At 71.5% G+C, this 22,423-nt stretch carries 17 protein-coding genes; 12 read left to right on the top strand and 5 right to left on the bottom strand.

The window, feature by feature from the left end; all coding sequences use genetic code 11:
• Positions 1-14: 14 nt before the first annotated feature.
• On the top strand, positions 15-1,157 hold the full coding sequence (locus BU204_RS05015) for a tetratricopeptide repeat protein (RefSeq protein ID WP_083661004.1): 1,143 nt from the start codon (positions 15-17) through the stop codon (positions 1,155-1,157).
• Between the two features lie 69 nt (positions 1,158-1,226).
• On the opposite strand, the gene glgP is transcribed toward BU204_RS05015, so the two are convergent.
• Complete coding sequence (glgP, locus tag BU204_RS05020; RefSeq protein ID WP_075124357.1) at positions 1,227-3,785, bottom strand: alpha-glucan family phosphorylase; 2,559 nt, start codon at positions 3,783-3,785, stop codon at positions 1,227-1,229.
• A gap of 138 nt (positions 3,786-3,923) precedes the next feature.
• Here glgP and BU204_RS05025 point away from each other — a divergent pair, with 138 nt between their 5' ends.
• The 9 genes from BU204_RS05025 to BU204_RS05065 all read left to right on the top strand — a co-directional run bounded on the left by BU204_RS05025 (position 3,924) and on the right by BU204_RS05065 (position 17,383).
• Positions 3,924-5,891 carry an alpha-1,4-glucan--maltose-1-phosphate maltosyltransferase gene (locus tag BU204_RS05025; protein ID WP_075124358.1) on the top strand — a complete coding sequence of 656 codons (1,968 nt, stop codon included), beginning with the start codon at positions 3,924-3,926 and terminating at the stop codon, positions 5,889-5,891.
• 232 nt (positions 5,892-6,123) lie between these two features.
• Entirely contained in the window at positions 6,124-7,008 is an 885-nt protein-coding gene (locus BU204_RS05030; protein ID WP_233159310.1) for a zinc metalloprotease, read from the top strand.
• A gap of 194 nt (positions 7,009-7,202) precedes the next feature.
• Positions 7,203-9,020, top strand: coding sequence for a maltose alpha-D-glucosyltransferase (gene treS, locus BU204_RS05035; RefSeq protein ID WP_075124359.1), 1,818 nt, complete (start codon positions 7,203-7,205; stop codon positions 9,018-9,020).
• A 5-nt stretch (positions 9,021-9,025) separates the two neighbouring features.
• Positions 9,026-10,351 (top strand): maltokinase N-terminal cap-like domain-containing protein, encoded by a 1,326-nt coding sequence (locus tag BU204_RS05040; protein ID WP_233159312.1) that lies wholly within the window; start codon positions 9,026-9,028, stop codon positions 10,349-10,351.
• A 128-nt stretch (positions 10,352-10,479) separates the two neighbouring features.
• The gene (locus tag BU204_RS05045) at positions 10,480-10,911 is read left to right on the top strand and encodes a CBS domain-containing protein (RefSeq protein WP_075124360.1); all 432 of its coding nucleotides are present in this window, start codon (positions 10,480-10,482) and stop codon (positions 10,909-10,911) included.
• Positions 10,912-10,972: 61 nt separating this feature from the next.
• A complete protein-coding gene (glgB, locus tag BU204_RS05050) occupies positions 10,973-13,168 on the top strand; it encodes a 1,4-alpha-glucan branching protein GlgB (protein ID WP_075124361.1) in 2,196 nt (731 codons plus the stop codon).
• Positions 13,169-13,171: 3 nt separating this feature from the next.
• Positions 13,172-14,338, top strand: a complete 1,167-nt coding sequence (locus tag BU204_RS05055) for an MFS transporter (protein WP_075124362.1) — start codon at positions 13,172-13,174, stop codon at positions 14,336-14,338.
• A gap of 80 nt (positions 14,339-14,418) precedes the next feature.
• Positions 14,419-15,831 carry a neutral zinc metallopeptidase gene (locus BU204_RS05060; protein WP_075124363.1) on the top strand — a complete coding sequence of 471 codons (1,413 nt, stop codon included), beginning with the start codon at positions 14,419-14,421 and terminating at the stop codon, positions 15,829-15,831.
• A 73-nt stretch (positions 15,832-15,904) separates the two neighbouring features.
• Complete coding sequence (locus BU204_RS05065) at positions 15,905-17,383, top strand: neutral zinc metallopeptidase (protein WP_075124364.1); 1,479 nt, start codon at positions 15,905-15,907, stop codon at positions 17,381-17,383.
• A 65-nt stretch (positions 17,384-17,448) separates the two neighbouring features.
• On the opposite strand, the gene BU204_RS05070 is transcribed toward BU204_RS05065, so the two are convergent.
• Positions 17,449-18,396, bottom strand: coding sequence for a tetratricopeptide repeat protein (locus BU204_RS05070; RefSeq protein WP_075124365.1), 948 nt, complete (start codon positions 18,394-18,396; stop codon positions 17,449-17,451).
• A gap of 189 nt (positions 18,397-18,585) precedes the next feature.
• Positions 18,586-18,882 (bottom strand): MTH1187 family thiamine-binding protein, encoded by a 297-nt coding sequence (locus tag BU204_RS05075; protein WP_075124366.1) that lies wholly within the window; start codon positions 18,880-18,882, stop codon positions 18,586-18,588.
• Positions 18,883-18,955: 73 nt separating this feature from the next.
• Here BU204_RS05075 and BU204_RS05080 point away from each other — a divergent pair, with 73 nt between their 5' ends.
• Complete coding sequence (locus BU204_RS05080) at positions 18,956-19,459, top strand: MarR family winged helix-turn-helix transcriptional regulator (RefSeq protein ID WP_075124367.1); 504 nt, start codon at positions 18,956-18,958, stop codon at positions 19,457-19,459.
• 11 nt (positions 19,460-19,470) lie between these two features.
• Here BU204_RS05080 and BU204_RS05085 read toward each other — a convergent pair whose 3' ends face one another.
• Both BU204_RS05085 and BU204_RS05090 read right to left on the bottom strand, forming a co-directional pair.
• A complete protein-coding gene (locus BU204_RS05085; protein ID WP_075124368.1) occupies positions 19,471-20,517 on the bottom strand; it encodes an ABC transporter permease in 1,047 nt (348 codons plus the stop codon).
• Positions 20,514-21,431: an ABC transporter ATP-binding protein gene (locus tag BU204_RS05090; protein WP_408607985.1), complete on the bottom strand. Its 918-nt coding sequence runs from the start codon at positions 21,429-21,431 to the stop codon at positions 20,514-20,516. Before BU204_RS05090 ends, BU204_RS05085 begins: the two co-directional genes overlap by 4 nt.
• A gap of 18 nt (positions 21,432-21,449) precedes the next feature.
• On the opposite strand from BU204_RS05090, the gene pip reads away from it, so the two are divergent.
• Complete coding sequence (pip, locus tag BU204_RS05095) at positions 21,450-22,397, top strand: prolyl aminopeptidase (RefSeq protein ID WP_075124370.1); 948 nt, start codon at positions 21,450-21,452, stop codon at positions 22,395-22,397.
• Positions 22,398-22,423: the final 26 nt, after the last annotated feature.

Below are 22,423 nucleotides of genomic sequence, written 5' to 3' on the forward strand. Positions count from 1 at the left end.
AACGTCTGCTGACTGTGAAGGTCGTTCGCCTGCTGCTCACCCCGGGCCGGATCGCGACGCTCGTGGCGATGGTCGCGATCGTCGTCCTGGAGCCGACTCCCGCCGACGCCGCCGTCGCGCTCGTCGGCGCACTCGCCGGCCTGCTGGCGATCCTGGCCGCCAGCCAGCTCGGCCTGCTCGCCAGTGTGCCGCTGGTCGGCGTCCGGGTGCACCGGATCGTCCTCGGCGTCGGTCCCCGGCTCGGCGACTGGAGCACCCCGAACCGGACGCTGACCGTGCGGGCAATCCCGGTCGTCCTGTCGGTCATGGTCCGCGCCGGGCGCGCCCCGGTACGCAGGCGGATGTGGGCCTCGGCGCTCTGCTCGGTCCTCGCCGAGGTGGCGGTCCTGGTGCTCGCGGTGAGTGCGGACAGCGTCTTCATGGACGGGTTCGCCGTGGCCTGCGTCGCCGAGCTGGCCCACTCGCTGCTCCCCCGCCGCTCCCCGGCGGGGACCTCCACTGGCTGGCTGCTGTTCCGCCTGCCCTGGGTGAGCACCGAACAGGCCCGCCAGATGGAGGCGGCTCCGCTGGTCGGCGAGGCGATCGACCTGGCCCACAACGGCCACCTGGCCGCCGCCGAACAGGTGGCCGCCCGCCTGCGCGACCAGTACCCCGACCTCCGCTCGGCGCTGACCGCGCGGATGGCCGTGCTCGAGGCCCAGGGCCGCTACGCCGAGGCGATGATCCTGGCCGTCAAGCTGGCCTCCGACGCCGCCCAGCGGCCCGACGAGGCCGCCGGGTCGTTCGCCGCCCTGGCCGGGCTCGCCGCGGTCACCGTCGAGGCCGGTCAGCTCGACTCCGAACTCGGCCTGTCCACCGCCAGCCAGGCCCTGGAGAACGCCAGCACGCTGGGCTACCCCAACTACCGCCTCAACGGCGTCCGCGCGCTGCTCGAGCTGCTCCGCGGCAACACCAAGGAGGCCATCGCCCTGGCCAGGCTGGCCGCCGGCTCGGGCGACGACCTCCTCGCCCGAGCCGACGACCTCGCCACCCTCGCCCGCGCCCACATGGCCTCCGGCGACAACCAGACCGCCCGCGAGATCATCGGCCAGGCCGAGAAACTCGCCTCCTGGTGGCCCCGCGTAGCCCGCACCCGCAGCCGCCTGGAGGTCTGTTAGCCAGGGACGCGCCCGACACGCCTCACGCCAGGCAGTCGCCACACGAAAGTGAAGGCAGAGGGCCCCGAGTCAGCCGGCCACCACCACCCGACCCAGCTCGACAGGGCTGGCGAGCAGCTCGTGGTTGGGCAGGACCCGGGCGGTGGCGCCGAGGGTGCCGGTGTGCGGAAGCAGGACCTCCGCCACGTACTCGCCCTCCTCGCCGGGTGACATCGGGACGGTCACCACGTCGTAGAGCTCGTCGTTGTCCGCGACGCGGCCGACCACGACCTCGACCCGGACGTCGGAGGGCGACAGGCCCGCCAGGTCCACCGCGGCCCGGACCCGGACCCGGTCGCCGAGCACCGGCGTGCGGCCCGACTCGCCGGCCAGGTCGACCTCGCACCTGGTCACCCGGACGTGCGTCCAGGAGGCACCCAGCCGGTCGCGGTAGGCGGCCAGCTCCCGGGACGCCCGGTAGTCGTCGGCATGCGCGAGCTCCACGGCCGTCGCCGCCGGCCGGTAGGCGGTCTCCACGTACTCCTGGACCATCCGGGACGCCTGCACCCGGGGACCGAGCGAGGACAGCGTGTGCCGCACCATCGCCAGCCACTGGGTCGGCACCCCGTCGGGCCGGTCGTAGAACAGCGGCCCCACCTGGGAGCCCAGCAGCTCGTAGAGCGCCGCCGCCTCCAGGTCGTCGCGGCGCAGCGGGTCGGACACCCCGTCCGCGGTCGGGATGGACCAGCCGTTGCTGCCGTCGTAGAACTCGTCCCACCATCCGTCGCGGATGGACAGGTTGAGCCCGCCGTTGAGCGCGGCCTTCATGCCGGAGGTGCCGCACGCCTCCAGCGGGCGCGTCGGGTTGTTCAGCCAGACGTCGCAGCCCCAGTACAGGTACCGGGCCATCGACATGTCGTAGTCGGGCAGGAAGGCGATCCGGTGCCGCACCTCCGGGTCGTCGGCGAACTTCACGATCTGCTGGATCAGCGCCTTGCCGCCGTCGTCGGCCGGGTGCGACTTGCCGGCCACCACCAGCTGGACCGGGTGCTCGGGGTGCAGCAGCAGCGCCCGCAGCCGCTCCTGGTCACGCAGCATCAGCGTGAGGCGCTTGTAGGTCGGCACCCGGCGGGCGAAGCCGACCGTGAGCACGTCCGGGTCGAAGACGGTGTCCGTCCACGCCAGCTCCAGCTGGGAGGCCCCGCGCTGTAGCCAGGCCTCGCGCACCCGCCGGCGCACCTCGGCGACGAGGCGGCGGCGCAGGACGCACCGCAGGTCCCACAGCTGCTGGTCGGACACCCCGTCCAGGCGCGGCGAGGACGGCTCGCCGACCACGTCGGTCAGCTCCCGAGCCGTCCAGGTCGGACCGTGCACGCCGTTGGTCACCGAGGTGATCGGCACCTCGCGGTTGTCGAAACCGGACCACAGCCCGCCGAACATGTGCCGGCTGACCTCGCCGTGCAGCTTCGACACGCCGTTCGCGCGCTGGGCGAGCCGCAGGCCCATGTGGGCCATGTTGAACATGCCCGGGTTGTCCTCCGCACCCAGCGCCAGCACGCGGCGGAAGTCCACATCGGGCAGCAGCGAGCCGTCACCGAAGTAGTGCTGGACCAGGTCGACCGGGAAGCGGTCGATACCGGCCGGCACCGGCGTGTGGGTGGTGAACACCGTGCCGGCGCGCACGGCGGAGAGGGACTCGTCGAACGACAGGTGCTGGCCGGACATCAGCTCGCGCAGGCGCTCGAGGCCGAGGAACCCGGCGTGTCCCTCGTTCGTGTGAAAAACCTCGGGCTGCGGGTGCCCGGTCAGCTCGCAGTAGGTGCGCACGGCCCGCACCCCGCCGATGCCGGCGAGGATCTCCTGGCGGATGCGGTGGTTCTGGTCACCGCCGTACAGCCGGTCGGTCACCCCGCGCAGGTCGTCGTCGTTGCCGTCCACATCGGAGTCGAGCAGCAGCAGCGGCACCCGGCCGACCCGCGCCTGCCACACCCTGGCCCGCAGCACCCGCCCGCCGGGCATGGCGACGTGCACGAGGATCGGCGCGCCGGACGGCTCGACCAGCGGCTCCAGCGGCAGGCCGTTCGGGTCGACGACCGGGTAGTGCTCGACCTGCCAGCCGTCCAGCGACAGGGACTGGCGGAAGTAGCCCGCCCGGTAGAACAGCCCTACGCCGATCAGCGGAACCCCGAGGTCCGAGGCCGCCTTGAGGTGGTCGCCGGCGAGCACGCCGAGACCGCCCGAGTAGTTCGGCAGGGCCTCGGTGACCCCGAACTCCATCGAGAAGTACGCGATCGAGGACGGCAGCCGGTTGCCCCGGCCGTTGCCCTCGGCGCCGTGCTCGGCGAGCTCGGCCCGGCGGTGCTGGTACCAGCGGTCCCCGGTCAGGTAGTCGTGCAGGTCGGCCGACAGCGCACTGGTTCTGGCCAGGAACTCGCCGTCGGTGGCGAGCCCTTCCAGCCGGTTCGCCGGAACCTCGGCCAGCAGGCGCAGCGGCTCCCCCACCCGGTCCCAGATCTCCTGGTCGATGGCGGCGAACAGCTCCTGCGTCGGCGGATGCCAGGTCCACCGGAGGTTTGTGGCCAGTGTGCCGAGCTCGGCGAGCGGCTCCGGCAGCCCGGCCCGGACGGTAAAGCGGCGTACAGCTTTCACGTCGACCGACCTTATCGGGCGACGATCGGGCAAATTCAAGGCGGCAGGCCGTGTACCCACTGCCGGGACCGGGCAGACTGCCACCACAGGGGGAAGATCTCCGCACTGCAGTAGCACCCGCATGGGAGGGTTGGACCGGTGAGTGGTCGACTTGGCATCGACGACGTAACTCCGATGGTGAGCTGTGGCCGCTATCCGGCGAAAGCTGTCGTTGGGGAACACATACCCGTGCAGGCGACGGTCTGGCGGGAGGGGCACGACGCGGTGGGCGCCACCGTGGTGTGGCGCGGCCCACACGACGAGACCGAGCGCCAGACCCGGATGATCTCCGACGACCCCCATACGGACCACTGGGCCGCCACCATCTGTCCGGACGAGACGGGCATGTGGACCTATCGGGTGGACGCCTGGAGTGATCCCTGGGCGACCTGGCGGCACGCGGTCGAGGTGAAGGTCGGCGCGGCGCAGAGCGCCGAGGAGCTGGCCAACGACCTCGAGGCCGGCGCCCGCCTGCTGGACCGGGCGGCCCGGCGGTTCCCGCACAACGGCGAGCGGGCCATGCTGCTGTCCGCGGCGGCGGCGCTGCGGGACGTGTCCAGCCCGCTGCCGGTACGCATCGCCGAGGCGCTCGACGAGCCCATCCAGCGGTACATGTTCGCCAACCCGCTGCGCGACCTGGTCACCCGCGGCCGCAAGTACCAGCTGTGGGTCGACCGGCAGCGCGCCCTGTTCGGCTCCTGGTACGAGCTGTTCCCGCGGTCGACCGGCGGTGTCGACGAGTCCGGCAAGCCGGTGCACGGCACGTTCGTCACCGCGGCCAAGGAGCTGGACCGGGTCGCCGCCATGGGGTTCGACATCGTCTACCTCCCCCCGATCCACCCGATCGGCGAGGCGAACCGCAAGGGCCCGAACAACAGCGTGATCTCGGTGCCCGAGGACGTCGGCTCGACCTGGGCGATCGGCTCGAAGGACGGCGGGCACGACGCCATCCACCCCCAGCTCGGAACCCTCGAGGACTTCGACGCGTTCGTCGCCAGGGCGAACGCGCTGGGCATGGAGGTGGCGCTCGACCTCGCCCTCCAGTGCGCGCCGGACCACCCCTGGGTGGCGGCGCACCCGGAGTGGTTCACGACCCGACCCGACGGCTCCATCGCCTACGCCGAGAACCCGCCCAAGAAGTACCAGGACATCTATCCGGTGAACTTCGACAACGACCCGGACGGCATCTATGCCGAGGTGCTCCGGGTGGTCATGCACTGGGTGAACCACGGGGTGCGGGTGTTCCGGGTCGACAACCCGCACACCAAGCCGCCGAACTTCTGGCACTGGCTGATCAGCCAGGTGAAGGCCGCCGAGCCGGACGTGCTGTTCCTGTCCGAGGCGTTCACCCGGCGAGCACGCCTCTACGGGCTGGCCCGGCTCGGGTTCACCCAGTCCTACACGTACTTCACCTGGCGGACGCACAAGCACGAGCTCGTCGAGTTCGGTCAGGAGATCGTCGACCACGCCGACGAGGCCAGGCCGAACCTGTTCGTGAACACCCCGGACATCCTGCACGCCTCGCTCCAGTACGGCGGACCGGCGATGTTCGCCCTGCGCGCCGCGCTGGCCGCGACGATGTCGCCGACCTGGGGCGTCTACTCCGGCTATGAGCTGTTCGAGCACGAGGCCGTGCGGGAGGGCAGCGAGGAGTACCTGAACTCGGAGAAGTACGAGCTGCGGCCACGCGACTTCGGCCAGGCACTGGCCGAAGGGCGGTCGCTGGAGCCCTGGATCACCCGGCTGAACGCCATCCGGCAGGCCCACCCCGCACTCCAGCAGCTGCGCACGCTCCGGTTCCACCACGCGGACAACGACGCGATCATCGCGTACTCGAAGTCGGATCCCGGGGGCAAGGACCTGGTGATCGTCGTGGTGAACCTGGACTCGTACCACCCGCAGGAGACGATGGTCCGGTTGGACATGCCGACGCTCGGGTTCGACTGGGACGACCGGTTCGCGGTGCGGGACGAGGTCACCGGCCAGACATGGGACTGGGGACAGGCCAACTACGTCCGCCTGGTACCCACCGAGGCGGTGGCCCACATCCTCACCGTCGTGCGGTAGGGGTGTTATTGGTCGCTCCCGCGACTGCGCTCAGACACCGTCTTCCTCCGACACGTCCTCGGCGCTGACGCGCCTGCGGGCGCTCCTACGTCCAGACGGTGTCCGCTCCGTCGCTCCCGCTCCTTAACACCGCGTAACTCTCCCGGCCGGGTTCGCCCGGCCGGGCGGCCGGCGTCCTCCGGCGGGGTGTCATTGGAGGGCCTCGGCCGGGGTGGGGACGTACGGTCCGGGCATGTCCAGGTTTTCCCGCGTCGTGGTGGCCGTGCTCGCGATGGCCGTCTGCGTTCCGGTGCCGCCGGCCGTGGCGGCGGCGGGTGAGGCCGGGTGTGTGCCCGAGTCGGGCTCGGCGCGGGTGCGGCCTGGGCACGGGCACGACCGCAACCACGTTGCCCAGCGGGAGGTCGAGCGGGTCGGGACCCGGTTGGGGCCCGCGCTGCCGGGGCGGGTGTCGGTGCCGGTGGTCTTCCACGTCGTGCACGCCTCGGACGGAACGGGGAACGTGTCGAACGCGGCGGTCAACGCTCAGCTCGCCGAGCTGAACCAGGACTTCTCCGGTCGGGAGGCGCCAGGCGCGGCGGCGGACACCGAGTTCTCGTTCACCCTCCAGGCCGTGCGCCGGCACCGGAACAACGCGTGGTTCTCCGGGTCGGACAGCGCGGCCGGGGAGACCGCCATGAAGACCGCGACCCGGGTGGGCAGCGCCGGGACGCTCAACATCTGGTCGACCGACACCGAGTACCTCGGGTACGCCACCTTCCCCTGGTGGTACGCCGACGACCCGAAGCTGGACGGGGTCGTGATCCAGTACGGCTCGCTGCCGGGCGGGCGGATCACCGACTACAACCTGGGGAAGACCGCATCCCATGAGACGGGACACTGGCTGGGGCTCTACCACACGTTCCAGGGCGGGTGCTCGCGGACCAACGACCAGGTCGCCGACACCCCGGCCCAGCGCACCTCGACCGAGGGCTGTCCCCGGGGCAAGAACACCTGCCCGGCCGCCGGCGCCGACCCCGTGCACAACTACATGGACTACTCCTTCGATGCCTGTTACAACCAGTTCACCGCCGGCCAGAAGGCCCGCATGCAGAACAGCTGGCTCGCGTACCGGTCCTGACGACGCCTGAAGTTCGCCACCACCCCTACCCGACGCACTCCACATGAGACAGTTTCCGTACGCGCGGACCGTCCCTTGTGCAGGAATGCCCCGCAGCGGTAACCATTGAGGGAGTGCCGGGACCCACCTGGCACCATGATCATGACCACGCGGCGACGAGGCCGGGTGACCGATCTCGAGGTGAGGGTGCGGGAATGACGGAATCTCCCGAGACGACACGGCCGGACGCCAACCTTGGCCTCGACGGCGTGCCGCATACCGGGGAGACCATGACCTCGGACGGCCACCTGGTCGAGCCGCAGTCGGAGGAGTTCGGGCACGCCCGCTCGGCGCCCAAGGCCCCCCAGTGGTACAAGACCGCCGTCTTCTACGAGGTGCTGGTCCGCGCGTTCAACGACTTCACCAACGACGGCACCGGCGACCTGCGCGGGCTCGCCGACAAACTCGACTACCTGCAGTGGCTGGGCATCGACTGCCTCTGGCTGCCGCCCTTCTACGCCTCACCGCTGCGTGACGGCGGGTACGACATCTCCGACTTCCGGGCCGTCCTGCCCGAGTTCGGGACCGTCGAGGACTTCGTGCACCTGCTCGACCAGGCGCACAAACGCGGCATCCGCGTGATCACCGACCTCGTGCTCAACCACACGAGCGACGCCCATCCGTGGTTCCAGGAGTCCCGCAATCACCCGGACGGCCCGTACGGCGACTACTACGTCTGGTCGGACACCGACGAGCGCTATGCCGACGCCCGGATCATCTTCGTCGACACCGAGTCCTCCAACTGGACCTACGACCCGGTGCGCGGCCAGTTCTACTGGCACCGCTTCTTCTCCCACCAGCCCGACCTCAACTACGAGAACCCCGAGGTCGCCGATGCGATGATCGACGTCCTGCGGTTCTGGCTCGACCTCGGTATCGACGGCTTCCGGCTCGACGCCGTGCCCTACCTGTTCGAGGAGGAGGGCACCAACTGCGAGAACCTGCCGCGCACGCACGAGTTCCTCAAGCGCTGCCGCAAGGTCGTCGACGACGAGTTCCCCGGTCGGGTGCTGCTCGCCGAGGCCAACCAGTGGCCCGCGGACGTGGTCGCCTACTTCGGGGACCCGGACACCGGCGGCGACGAGTGCCACATGGCCTTCCACTTCCCGCTCATGCCGCGCATCTTCATGGCCGTGCGGCGGGAGTCGCGGTTCCCGATCTCGGAGATCCTGGCGCAGACCCCGCCGATCCCCTCGGCCGCCCAGTGGGGCATCTTCCTGCGCAACCACGACGAGCTGACCCTCGAGATGGTCACCGACGACGAGCGCGACTACATGTACGCCGAGTACGCCAAGGATCCCCGGATGAAGGCGAACATCGGCATCCGACGGCGGCTGGCGCCTCTGCTGGACAACGACGCCAACCAGATGGAGCTGTTCACGGCGATGCTGCTGTCGCTGCCCGGATCGCCCGTTCTGTACTACGGTGACGAGATCGGCATGGGAGACAACATCTGGCTGGGCGACCGCGACGCGGTGCGGACGCCCATGCAGTGGTCGCCGGACCGCAACGCCGGGTTCTCCCGCTGCGACCCCGGCCGGATCTACCTGCCAGTGATCGCCGACCCGGTCTACGGGTACCAGGCGGTGAACGTCGAGGCGCAGCTGAACAACAGCTCCTCGCTGCTGCACTGGACCCGGCGGATGCTCCAGGTCCGCCGGGAGCACCCGGCGTTCGGCCTCGGCGACTTCGTCGAGCTCGGCTCGTCGAACCCGAGCGTGCTCGCCTACCTGCGCCACGTCCCGGCCGACCCCGAGCACGGGGTCCACGAGGACCTGGTGATCTGCGTGAACAACCTGTCCCGGTTCCCCCAGCCGGTGGAGCTGAACCTCTCCGAGCACGAAGGCCGGGTCCCGGTCGAGCTGACCGGCGGCGTACGGTTCCCGCCGATCGGGGAGCTGCCCTACCTGCTGACGCTGCCGGGCCACGGCTTCTACTGGTTCCAGCTGACCACCGACCTCGACGAGGGGTGAAGCACGTGATCCGGCCGGAGGACCTGGGCGACGGGCTGCTGAACTGGATGCTGGACCAGCGCTGGTTCCGCGCGAAGGCCCGCGGCGCCAGCTCCCTGCGGACCCGGCGCGCGGCGGCGCTGGACGGGGAACTGGTGCACACCCTGGTCGAGGTGGACGGCGAGCTGTACCAGCTGCCGCTGGGCGTGCGCGACCACGTGCCGGACAACCTGGAGCACGCGGTGATCACCCGCCGGGGCGACCAGGCGGTGTACGACGCCACGCAGGACCCGGAGCTGATGTCCAGACTGCTGACGCTGATCGCGGACGACGCGACCGTCGAGGGTCTGCGGTTCACCCCCGAGAACGGGGTCAACCTCGAGCGTGGCTTACGCGCCCGCCCGATCGGCGTGGAGCAGAGCAACACCTCCATCGTCTTCGGGGACAAGTACATCCTCAAGCTCTACCGCCAACCCGAGCCCGGACCCAACCGCGACGTCGACCTGCACCGCGCCCTGCGCGCGGCCGGTGCGAAGCACATCGCGGCGCCACTCGGCGTCATCACCGACGGTGACATCGTCCTCGGGTTCCTCCAGGAGTTCCTCTCCAACGCCGTGGAGGGGTGGGCGACCGCGACAGCGAGCGTGCGCGACCTGCTGGCCGAAGGCGACCTGCACGCCGACGAGGTGGGCGGCGACTTCGCCGGTGAGGCCCACCGCCTGGGCACCGCCGTCGCGCAGGTCCACACGGCACTCGCGGCGGCGTCCGGCACGGCCTCGGCCACTCCGGAGCAGATCTCCGCCGAGGTGGACGCCATGCACGGCCGGTTGGACACGGCGCTCGCGGAGGTGCCCCAACTGGCCGAGGACGAGTCACTGCTCCGCTCCGCCTTCGACGCCCTCCGCACGCTCGGCGCCCCCCTGACCGTCCAGCAGATCCACGCCGACCTGCACCTGGGTCAGGTCCTGCGCACCAACGACGGCTGGGTCCTGATCGACTTCGAGGGCGAGCCGGCCGCGACGCCGGACCAGCGCCGGGCCACGCGGTCACCGCTGCGCGACGTCGCCGGCATGCTCCGCTCGTTCGACTACGCCGCCTTCCACCTGCTGGCCGGGGATGAGGCCGACCGGCAGCAGACCGCCAGGGCGGAGGAGTGGTCGGACCGCAACCGCAACGCGTTCTGCGACGGATACGCCAAGGTAGCCGAGGATCCGAGGACGCAGGAGACCATCCTGCGCGCGCTCGAGCTGGACAAGGCCGTCTACGAGGTTCGCTACGAGTACCACAACCGCCCGGACTGGTTGCCCATCCCGCTGGCCGCGATCCGGCGCTGGCGACCGGAGAACCGGTAGAACGGGTGAACCGGGTACTGCGAACGTGCTCGCCCCGCCGCTCGCTCTGGCGGGCCTGCGGGGCCCGCGGCTAGCCTGGGAACGGAGGCGTCCACGCCGCGGACGCCCGCGGCGAATCGGGGTGTCCTGTGCGGATAGCGGATTTGTTGCGTCACAAGGGATCGGCGGTAGCCACGGCAATGCCGGACCGCTCGGTGGCGGGTCTGCTGGAGGATCTGGCCAGACACAACATCGGCGCGATGGTCGTCGTCGACGACGCGGGGAACGTGACCGGCATCGTGTCCGAGCGGGATGTCGTACGCCAGCTCCACGAGCGCGGCGCGGAGGTCCTGCGGGCACCGGTGTCCGAGATCATGACGACCCGGGTCGTCAGCTGCGAGCCCGGCGAGGCCGTCGACACCCTCGCCGCGATCATGACCGATCGCCGCATCCGGCACATGCCGGTCGTCGAGGACGGGCAGCTGGTCGGCATCGTCAGCATCGGTGACGTGGTCAAGAGCCGCATCCGGCAGCTGGAGTCCCAGCAGGAACAACTCGAGTCCTACATCGCGCAGGGCTGAGCCGAGTGATCTTCGGGGCATGTTGAGCAGCCCTGGTCGGGCGACGGCAGAATGAAGCGCGATGAACGACGTAAGGCCTGGAGCCGACCCGAGCGTGCTGCCGCCCGACGACCTGCGCCGGCTCGTGACCGGTGCGCACCACGCCCCACACTCGGTGCTGGGCGTGCACTCCGACCACGCCGGTACGACCATCGCCAGGGCCTACCGCCCGGGCGCCAAGGCCGTCACCCTGCTGGCGGGTGAGCAGCGGTACCCCCTCAACGAGACCGCGGACGGTGTGTTCACCACCGTACTGCCGGAAGCCCCCGGCGGATATCTGTTCGAAGTGGACTACGGCGGAGATCCGGTTCTCGTCGACGACCCCTACCGCTGGCTGCCCACGCTGGGCGAGCTGGACCTGCACCTGCTGGGCGAGGGCCGCCATGAGCGGCTCTGGCGGGTGCTCGGCGCGCACGTGCGCTCCTACGACACCCCGACCGGTCCGGTCGAGGGCACCTCGTTCGCGGTCTGGGCACCCAACGCCCGCGGCGTGCGCGTGACCGGTGACTTCGACGGCTGGGACGGCCGGGCCAACGCCATGCGCTCGCTCGGTTCCTCCGGCGTGTGGGAGCTGTTCATCCCCGGGCTGCCCGCCGGCACCTGCTACAAGTTCCGCATCCTCGGCCCCGACGGCACCTGGCACGAGAAGGCCGACCCGATGGCGTACGCGACCGAGGTCCCGCCGGCCACGGCGTCCAAGGTGGCGGTGTCGCGCTACGAGTGGGCCGACCAGGAGTGGATCGGCCGGCGGGACGCGACGGCCTGGCACAACGCGCCGATGAGCGTCTACGAAGTGCACCTGGGCTCCTGGAAGCAGGGCCTGAGCTACCGGGAGCTGGCCACCGAACTGGCCGACTACGTCTCCGAGCACGGGTTCACCCACGTCGAGCTGCTGCCGGTAGCCGAGCACCCGTTCGGCGGGTCCTGGGGCTACCAGGTCACCTCGTACTACGCCCCGACCGCGCGGTTCGGCTCCCCGGACGACTTCCGGTACCTGGTCGACACCCTGCACAAGCGCGGCATCGGCGTGATCATGGACTGGGTGCCGGCGCACTTCCCCAAGGACGCCTGGGCGCTGGCCCGCTTCGACGGCACCACGCTCTACGAGCACGGCGACCCCCGCCGCGGCGAGCAACCCGACTGGGGCACGCTCGTGTTCGACTTCGGCCGTACCGAGGTGCGCAACTTCCTGGTGGCCAACGCGCTCTACTGGATCGAGGAGTTCCACATCGACGGGCTGCGGGTCGACGCGGTCGCCTCGATGCTCTACCTCGACTACTCGCGCAAGGAGGGCGAGTGGCTGCCCAACATCCACGGTGGACGTGAGAACCTCGACGCCGTGCGGTTCCTGCAGGAGCTGAACGCGACCGTCTACAAGCACCACCCCGGCGCGATCATGGTCGCCGAGGAGTCGACGGCCTGGCCCGGGGTCACCCGGCCCACCCACCTCGGCGGCCTGGGCTTCGGGTTCAAGTGGAACATGGGCTGGATGCACGACACGCTCAGCTACTTCGGCCACGACCCGGTCTACCGTTCCTACCACCACAACGAGATCACGTTCTCGCTGATGTACGCCTGGAGCGAGAACTACGTCCTGCCGCTCTCCCACGACGAGGTCGTGCACGGGAAGGGCTCGCTGTGGACCCGCATGCCCGGCGACGAGTGGAACAAGGCCGCCGGCCTCCGCTCGCTGCTCGCGTTGATGTGGGCCCATCCCGGCAAGCAGCTGCTGTTCATGGGCGGTGAGCTCGGCCAGGCCCAGGAGTGGTCGGAGAGCCGCTCGCTGGACTGGCACCTGCTCGAGGACCCCCTGCACGCCGGGATCCAGCGGCTGATCGGCGACCTCAACCGCGCCTACCGGCAGTACCCGGCGCTCTACGCCACCGACGTCCGCCCCGACGGCTTCTCCTGGATCGACGCCAACGACTCGGCCAACAACGTGGCGAGCTTCCTGCGCCTCGACCCGACCGCACCGGGCTCGGTGGTGGCCTGCGTGGCCAACTTCGCCGGCCACCCGCAGCGCGACTACCGGGTCGGGCTGCCCCACACCGGCCGCTGGCGGGAGATCCTCAACACCGACGCGCAGGACTACGGCGGGTCCGGGTGGGGCAACCTCGGCGGGGTCGACGCGACCGAGGACCCGTGGCACGGGCAGCCGGCCTCCGCCCTGCTGCAGCTCCCGCCGCAGGGTGTGGTCTGGCTGGCACCGGACGCCTGAGGCTTGCGGGCCTACCGGGAGCTGCTCGGCGTTGCGGGTGTGCTCCGGCTGACCGGCGCGGTTCTGCTGAGCCGCCTGTCGACGTCGATGTTCACCCTCTCGGTGCTCGTCGCGACGACGGGCACCTACGGATACGCGCAGGCGGGGCTGCTGATGCTGGCCTTCGCGGCGACCAACGCGGTGCTGGGGCCGGTGCGCGGCCGGCTTGCCGACCGGTGGGGCGCCCGGCGGCTCGTGCTCTGGCTGCTGGCCGGCCACCTCCTCGCCTACGGCGGCCTGCTGGCCGGGCTCGCGACCGCGGCCCCGGCCTGGGTGGTCGCGGTCGCGGTGGTCGCGCTCGGGGCGAGCGTGCCGCCGACCGGGCCGGTCGTGCGCGGGCTGTGGCCCCACCTGGTGCCGGCCGACCGGCTGCCCACGGCCTACGCCTTCGACGCCGCGCTGAACAGCGCCACGTTCGTGTCCGGTCCGGTGCTCGCCGGCGGGCTGCTGTTCGTGCTGCCCGCCTACGGCGCGCTCGCGATCACCGGCTGCGTCAAGCTCGCGGGCGACACGCTGGTCGCGCTGGCACCGGTGATGCGCCGGCACACCGCCGCCCCGCAGCGGCAGCGAGGGCTGCTGGGACCGCTGGCCGTCGGCCGGGTCCGGCTGCTGCTCGCCATGATCGTCCTCGACACGGTCGCGTTCGGCAGCCTCGAGGTCACCGCGGTTGCGGCGACCGCCGGGCAGGGATCGGCGGGCCTGTTCACCGCCGCGCTCGCCCTGGGGGCGGTGGTGAGCGGGATCGGCTACGGGGCACGGACCTGGCCGGGCAGCCAACGCGTCCAGCTGGTGGTACTGCACGCCACGGCGGCGGTGCTGCTGGCCGCCGGCTCGCTGGCCGGGCCGCACGGTATCGGCCTGGCCGCCATCGCCGCGGTGTTCGCCGGGTTCGGGCTGCTCAACGGGCCGGTGGAGACGCTGCAGCAGGTCCTGATCGGCGAGCTCAGCCCGCCGGGCCAGCGGATCGAGGCGTTCGCCTGGGTGTTCAGCGTGATGTGGGCCGGCTTCGGGATCGGCACCACGGTCGCCGGGCAGCTTGCCGCCCCGGGCACCACCGGGCCCATGCTGCTCGCCGCGGCGGTGGCGCAGGCGGCGGTCGTGCCGCTCGCCGCGGTCGGGCTGCGCCGGTGACCCCGCTGTCGGGGTCGCCGGACCGGCCGGATCGTGCCGGTCTCCCACGCCCACCCCGCCGGGTTCGGCACACTGGTGGCGTGCGTACCCGACTCCCCGCCGCCGTTCGCCTGGTCGCGCCGGTGCTGCTGCTCGTCGCGAGCCTCGCCGCGTGCACGAACGCCATCGCCGGGGAACCGGTGAGCACCGGCTCGGTCCTCAGCGAGACCAACCCGGACCAGCCGGGCGGGATCGACCCGTCGTTCGTGAAGAACACCGACGGCGGTCCCATCGACCAGCTGGCCGCGGCCGTGCTCACCGACGTGCGGTCCTACTGGACAGAGACCTTCCCGGCCACCTTCGACGGCAAGGAGTGGGAGGACCTGTCCGGCGGCTACTACTCGGTGGACACCTCCTCCGACGACGCCCCGGCGCCGCCCTGCGTGCAGCAGGCCTCCGACGTCGAGGGCAACGCGTTCTACTGCCCGTCCGAGGACGTGATCGCCTGGGACCGGGCCGCCCTGCTGCCCGTGCTCAAGGAGCGCTTCGGCGAGGCGGCGGTCATGCTCGTGCTCGCCCACGAGATGGGCCACGCCGTCCAGCGCCGAGCCGGCCTGACCCCCGACGAGCAGCGCGCGAACCCCGAGCGCTACCCGACGATCCTGATCGAAGCACAGGCCGACTGCTACGCGGGCGCGTTCGTTCGCTGGGTCGCCGACGGGAAGGCGGCCCACCTGCAGGTCGCCGACGACCGGCTGGACGCCGCACTCGAGTCGCTGATCACCTTCCGCGACCCGGTCGGCACCGAGCAGACCGACGAGGGCGCGCACGGCGACTCCTTCGACCGCGTCTCCGCGTTCCAGGACGGCTACGGCTCCGGCGCCACCCTCTGCGCCGACATCAGCATCGACAACCGCACGTTCACCCAACGCGGCTTCCGCAGCGCCGCCGACGCCGAACGCGGCGGCAACCTGCCGTTCGACCAGCTCGTGACCAGCATCACCGAGGACCTGACCGCGTACTTCGCCACCGTGGTCCGCGAACAGGGCGGCACCTGGACCGACCCCACGCTGACCAGCGGCGAGGCCGCCGCCGAGTGCGCCGGCTCCGAACAGGGGCCGATCGCGTTCTGCGCCGAGGGCGACGCGATCGAGGTGACCGCCGAGGAGGAGCTGCCCAAGCTGCACACCGAGATCGGCGACTACGCCACCGGCATCCTCCTCGCCAGCCGCTACGGCATGGCCACGCTCGACGCGCTCGGCAAGCCGCTGGAAGGCGAGCGGGCGCAACGGCAGCTGCTGTGCCTGTCCGGCTCCTACACCGGGACGCTGCTGGCCCGTACCGAGGGCTTCACCCTGTCCCCCGGCGACCTGGACGAGGCCATCCAGGTGCTGCTGCGCTACGACTACCCCGGCCGGGACACCGCCGGCGAGGCCATCGACACCGGCTACGAGCGGGTCTCGGTGTTCCGCAAGGGCACCCTGGAGGGTCCGGCCGCCTGCGAGCTGACCTGACCGTTCCCGCCCCGCCCGTCCGTGGCGGCCAGTACTGTGCGCACAGCAAAGCGGGGTATGGAGGGTGGAGTAGATGCGAGCTGTGCTGCGGGCCGGCCTGACGGTCGCCCTGGTGGTGGCGGCAGCGGCGTCGCTCGGCGCATGCGCCGGGAAGGCCGTCAGCGGGACCCCGCTGGCCGTGGGCAACCTGGACACGACGAGCGCGGGCGGGCTCGAGGTGACCGACGGGCCGAGCGGGCCGCGGGACGGCGTCGAGGACGCCAGCCTGGAGGTCGAGGGCGCCGACGGCGGCGAGATGGACCGGCTGGCGATCAACGCCATCGCCGACCTCTACGAGTACTGGGGCGAGCAGCTGCCCAAGCACTTCGACCAGGAGTTCGAGCCGCTCCAGCGGCTGCTGTCCTACGACTCCGGCGGCGCCGGAGTGCAGATCTGCGGTGCGAGCACGGCCGATCTGGTCAACGCCTTCTACTGCGGCGGGGGCGGCGAGGACGCGATCGCCTGGGACCGGGGCAAGCTGCTGCCGATGCTCAACGAGATGTTCGGGCCGATGTCGGTGGTCGGCGTGCTGGCGCACGAGATGGGCCACGCCGTGCAGTTCCGGCTCGGGGAGAAGAGCAACATCAGCCAGTCCACGCCGACGATCGTGCGCGAGCAGCAGGCCGACTGCTACATGGGCAACTTCTTCCGCTACGTGGCCGAGGACCGCTCCGCCCACTTCCAGATCAACACCGGCAAGGGCCTCAACGACATCCTCGCCACGCTGTTCTTCATCCGCGACCCGGCGGGGCTCGACCACCGCACCCAGGGGGCGCACGGGCTGGCGTTCGACCGGGTGTACGCGTTCCAGGAGGGCTTCACCAACCCGCCGACCCGCTGTGCGGAGATGGACCCCGAGGAGATCGAGGGCCGCATCGCGGAGCGGGAGCGCAGCGACAACGAGATGCAGTCCAACGCGAACGAGGGCGACATCGACCCGACCGCCGAGGAGATCCAGGCCTACCTGCGGGACAGCCTCAACCAGGCGTTCGAGGACAACGAGGCGGAGCAGCCCGAGATCGTCGAGAACGGTTCGACCTGCGAGAACGGCGAGGCGACCGCTCCGGTCACCTACTGCCCGGAGGAGAACCTGGTCGGCTACGACGCCGACGCGCTGCGCGAGATCGCCGCGAAGCCCGACCCCGCCGCGCCGCCGGGTGAGGAGGGCGAGGGCGGCCTCGGCGACTTCGCCGCGTTCGCCGAGATCGCCTCGCGCTACGCCCTGGCCATCCAGAAGTCGGTCGGCCTCCCGCTCGACGACGAGAACGCGGGCCTGCGCACGGCCTGCCTGACCGGAGCCTGGGCCGGCTACACCGACGAGGAGACCGAGGACCGCGACCTGCGGCTGGCCATCGGCGACCTCGACGAGGCGGTCGCCGAGCTCCTGCAGGACGACTCCCTGGTCGCCGCGGACGTCAACGGCAAGCAGGTGGCCTCCGGCTTCGCCCGGGTCGAGGCCTTCCGCCGCGGCTACATGGAGGGCCCAGCCCCCTGCACCACGGACTTCGCCTGAGCCCTTGCCCCCACAACGAGGCCCCCGGTCCACCTCGGACCGGGGGCCTCGTGTTTCGACGGGGGTCAGTAGAGAGCGCTGGCCAGGTCGCGGCGGGCCTTGGCGACGAGCGGGTCCTCGGCCGGGAACAGGCCGAACAGCTCCACCAGATGAGTACGGGCCCGGTCGCGGTCGCTGCCGGCCGTGCGCCGGATGACGGCGATCAGCCGGGCGAACGCCTGCTCCACCCGCTGGCTCGCGAGCTCGACGTCGGCCGCGGCGAGCTGGGCGTCGATGTCCTCCGGGGAGGTGTCGGCGCGGACCACCACCGACGGGTCGGCCCCCTCGGCCCTGGCCAGGAAGCGGACCTGCGCCAAGGCGGCCCTGGCCTGCTCGTTGGCCGGCTCGGCGTCGAGGATCTTCTGGTAGGCGGCCTCCGCGGCGGCGTAGTCGCCCTGCTCGAACGCGTCCTCGGCGGCGACGAAGCGCGGGTCCTCCGGCTCGGGCAGTGGCTCGTCGCCCTCGACCGGGGCGCCGGACTCGGCGGCCCGGATGCCCGGCAGCCGGTCGCGCAGCGCGTCGAGCAGCCCGGCGATCCACTGCCTGATCTGGGGCTCCGGCTGGGCGCCCGCGAACGCCTCGACCGGCTGGCCGCCGGCGATCGCGACCACGGTCGGGATCGACTGGACGCCGAACAGCTGGGCGATCCGGGGGTTCGCGTCGACGTCGACCTTCGCCAGGATCCAGGCGCCGTTGCCGGCCTGGGCCAGCCGCTCGAGCACCGGGGAGAGCTGCTTGCACGGGCCGCACCACTCGGCCCACAGGTCGACGATCACCGGAACCTGCAGCGAGCGCTCGACCACCTCGGTCTGGAAGCTCGCCTCGGTCACCTCGACGACGAAACCGCCGCCGTTCTGGCTCGGCGGGCCGCCGTCCTGGGGTTGCCGCTCCGAGGGGGGCGGTGCGTTGCGGGCCGCCTCCGCCCGGGCCTTGAGGCCCGACAGATCGACGGCACCGGAGAGCGCGGCCGACATGGCCGCTGTCTGACGTGGGTCTGGCCTTGTCACAGCTCTATCCTGGCACGGGGTCGGGGTGGGCCGTCGGGCCGATGCTGGCAACTCGCCAGAAGCGAACACCCCTCGGGGCCGGAGCCCGCCCCTCGACCGGGTGAACCGCTACGCGGCGCCAGGGGCCGGGCAGCCGGCACTGCCCGACCGCCGCGCCTACTCCGCCAGGTGCCGCTCGACCCGCTCGACCTTCTCGACCAGCTGGTTCGTGTACCCGGGACGGATGTCCGCCTTGAGGACGAGGCTCACCCGGGGGGCGCCCCGCTGGACGACGTCGACGGCCTGCTTGACCACGGCCATCACCTCGTCCCACTCTCCCTCGACCGTGGTGAACATGCTCGTGGTCTCGCACGGCAGACCCGACTCCCGGACCACCCGCACCGCCTCGGCCACCGCCTTGCTCACACTGTCCGACTCGCCACCCGCCGGGGCGACGCTGAACGCGACAAGCACGCCTACTCCTCTCCCGCTCACCTGAACTGTGTCTGGGCACCCTGGCCGGTACCCGGTGGTAACTTCAACCGCCATGAGCCCGCGAGTGCTGCCGTTCGATCCGATCGCCCGCGCGGCGGAGCTGTGGTCGGAGCGAGTGGGCCCGTCCGGGGCGATGGCGGCGGTGACCAGCATCATGCGCGTCCAGCAGGTGCTGCAGTCCGCTGTGGACGCCGCACTGCGGCCGCACGGGCTGACCTTCGCCCGGTACGAGGCACTGGTCCTGCTGACCTTCTCCAAGCGGGGCAGCCTGCCGATGCGGGTCATGGGCGAGCGGCTGCAGCTGCACCCGACCAGCGTGACCAACATCGTCGACCGGCTGGAGGCCGACGGGCTGGTCAAGCGGATCCCGCACCCGACCGACCGGCGAACGACGCTGGCCGAGATCACCGAGGCAGGCCGGCAGCGGCGTGAGCAGGCCACCGCTGCCGTGACGGAGATCGACTTCGGGCTGCGCGGGCTGACCGACCGCCAGACGGCCCAGCTCACCGAGCTGCTGGCCAAGGTGCGCAAGGCCGTCGGGGACTTCGAGGACTGACCCCCCGCGGCTCAGCTGTCCTCCCACTGGAACACCTTGGCCGAGATGGCCCCCACCACGACGACGAACGCGGTAAGCACCAGGCACGGGACCAGCAGGGCGCTCGCGTCCCGGCCGCGGACCAGGAAGTCCATGATCCCGTCGTTCATGTGACGCAGCGGGAACACGTTCGACACCGCCTGCATCCAGGCCGGGCTCTGGTCGATCGGGAAGAACGTGCCGGACAGGAAGGCCATCGGCAACACCACGATGTTGGCCGCGCCGGAGGCGGCCTCCTCGGTGCGGCACAGCGCCCCGACGAGCATGCCGATCGCGAAGAAGGCCAGCACCCCGAGCAGGAACACCGGGACCGCCAGCACCCAGGTGCCGACCAGCTGCAGGCCGAACACCGGGAGGGCGCCGATCCCGAGGAAGATCAGGGCCTGGACCATGGCCACGCCGATCGTCACGACGACCCGTGAGGTGAGCACGGTCGTGGCCCGGACCGGGGCGAGCCGGATCCGCCGCAGGACCTGCTTCTTGCGCCAGTTGACCAGGGTCAACGCGGCGCCGAACACGGAGGTCACCGCGACCCCCCAGGACATCACGCCCGGGGTGATGTACTGGATCGGCTTGAGCGAGGAGTCCTCCACGTTGGACGTGTCGACCGTGTACCGCGGGGCCTGGTTCGTGTCGGCCAGGTTCAGCTGGTTGACCACGCCGTCGACGATGCCGCGGATGGTGCCGGCCTGGGTCTGGTCGCTGGCCGCGAAGCGGAACGTCAGCGCCTCGCCGCGCTGCTCGATCGCGGCCGGGAGGTCGCCGTCGCGCACCAGCCGGACCGCCTCGTCCATCGAGTCGTGGCGTTCCAGCTCCAGGACGCCGGTCTCACGCAGCGCGGTGATCACCGGCCCCTCGCCGACCGCGCCGACGGTGATCTTCTCCGCGCCGGCGTCCCGGAACAGCAGGCCGAACACGACCAGGAACATCAGCGGGAAGACGAAGGTGAAGAACAGGGTCGCCCGGTCCCGGTAGAACCCCTTGAGCATGGCGAGCGCGAGGCTCCTGAACGCGGTCACGCCCGGTACTCCCGTCCGGTCAGGTCGAGGAAGACGTCCTCGAGGGTCGCGGTCCGCACCTGGAGGCCGTCCAGCGCACCGCGGTCGGCCAGCGCGGACAGTACGTCCGCGGGACGGCGGGTGGAGATGGTCAACGACTGCTCGTCCTCGCTCACCTGGTCCGCGCCGGGCAGCGCCTCGGCGTCCGGACGCGGAAACGACCCTCGCTCGAGCCGCACCTGGGTTGGCGCGTCGAGCCCGCGGACCAGGGCCGCCGGCCGGTCCATCGCGAGGATCCGGCCGCGGTCCATGATGGCCACCCGGTCGCAGAGGATCTCAGCCTCGTCCAGGTAGTGGGTCGTGTAGAGGATCGTCTTGCCGCGCTCCTGGATCGCCCGCAGCACGTCCCAGAGGTTGCGCCTCGCCTGCGGGTCGAGCGCGGCCGTCGGCTCGTCGAGGAACAGCACGTCCGGGTCGTGCACGAGCGCACACGCGATCGACAACCGCTGGCGCTGGCCGCCGGAGAGCTTGTCCTCCCGCGTGTCGGCCTTGTCGGCGAGGCCGACGAGGTCGAGCATCTCGGCCGCCCGCGCCGCCCCGACGCCGTAGAGCGAGGCGAACGTCTCCAGCTGCTCGCGTGCGGTGAGCTTCTCGAAGAACGACGAGGCCTGCAGCTGTACGCCGATCCGCGGCAGCAACGCGGAGTTGCGCGGCCAGGGCGACTCACCGAGCAACCGCACCGTGCCCGAGTCGGGCTCGCGCAGCCCTTCGATGATTTCCAGCGTGGTGGTCTTGCCCGCCCCGTTCGGCCCGAGAATGCCGAAGAACTCCCCCTCGCTCACCGACAGCGACACACCGTCCACCGCGTTGAGGTCGCCGTACGCCTTGCGGATGTCCTCGACGACCACCGCGGCGCCGTTCCCTGCATTGATCACGTGCGAGAACATACCTGGGTGTATCCACCCCTCAACCCCTACGATCAGGGCCGCCTGCACGTGGGTGGCGGAGAGTACGTCTACTGGGAGCAGTGCGGCAACCCGGCCGGCAAACCGGCCCTCGTCCTGCACGGCGGCCCCGGCTCGGGCTGCGGACCGGGGCACCGGCGCTGGTTCGACCCGCGGCGGTACCGGGTGGTCCTGATGGACCAGCGCAACTGCGGGCGCAGCACACCGCACGCCGGCGACCCGGACACCGACCTCTCGGCGAACACCACCCCGAACCTGCTCGCCGACCTGGAGCTGCTCCGCACGACGCTGGGCATCGAGCGCTGGCTGGTCTTCGGCGGTTCGTGGGGGTCGGTGCTCGGCCTCGCCTACGCGCAGGCGTTCCCCGAGCGGGTGTCCGAGCTGGTCCTGTTCGCTGTCGCGACCGGCCGGCAGGAGGAGGTCGACCTGCTCGTCCGCGGCCTGCGCCCGCTGTTTCCCGAGGCCTGGGCCGCCTTCCGGGAGGCCGCCGGTGACCCGAGCGAAGGCGTCGACCTGCCCACGGCCTACGCACGCCGGCTGAACAGCGGCTCGGCCGAGGACCGGGCCGCGGCCGCCAGCGCCTGGTGCGCCTGGGAGGACGCGATCGTGCCCACCACCGGACCGAGCGAGCGGTACCGCGACCCGCGGTTCCGGCTCGGGTTCGCCCGGATCGTGACCCACTACTGGAGCCGCGGCCACTTCCTCGGCGAGGACGGCGTGCTGCTCGCGGGCGCCGGCCGCCTCGCCGGCATCCCCGGGGTGATCGTGCAGGGCAGGCTGGACTTCGGGAACCTCGCCGGCTCGCCCTGGCTGCTCGACCACGCCTGGCCGGACGGCCGGCTGGTGATGGTGGACGAGGGGGCGCACGAGACGGCGACCCCCGGCATGACGGGCGCCCTGCTGGCCGCGCTCGACGGGTTCGCCGAGATCGGGTGAACCGAACCGGGGTGAGATCCGTGTTC

The sequence above is a fragment of the Actinophytocola xanthii genome, from assembly GCF_001921205.1.
GTDB lineage: Bacteria > Actinomycetota > Actinomycetes > Mycobacteriales > Pseudonocardiaceae > Actinophytocola > Actinophytocola xanthii.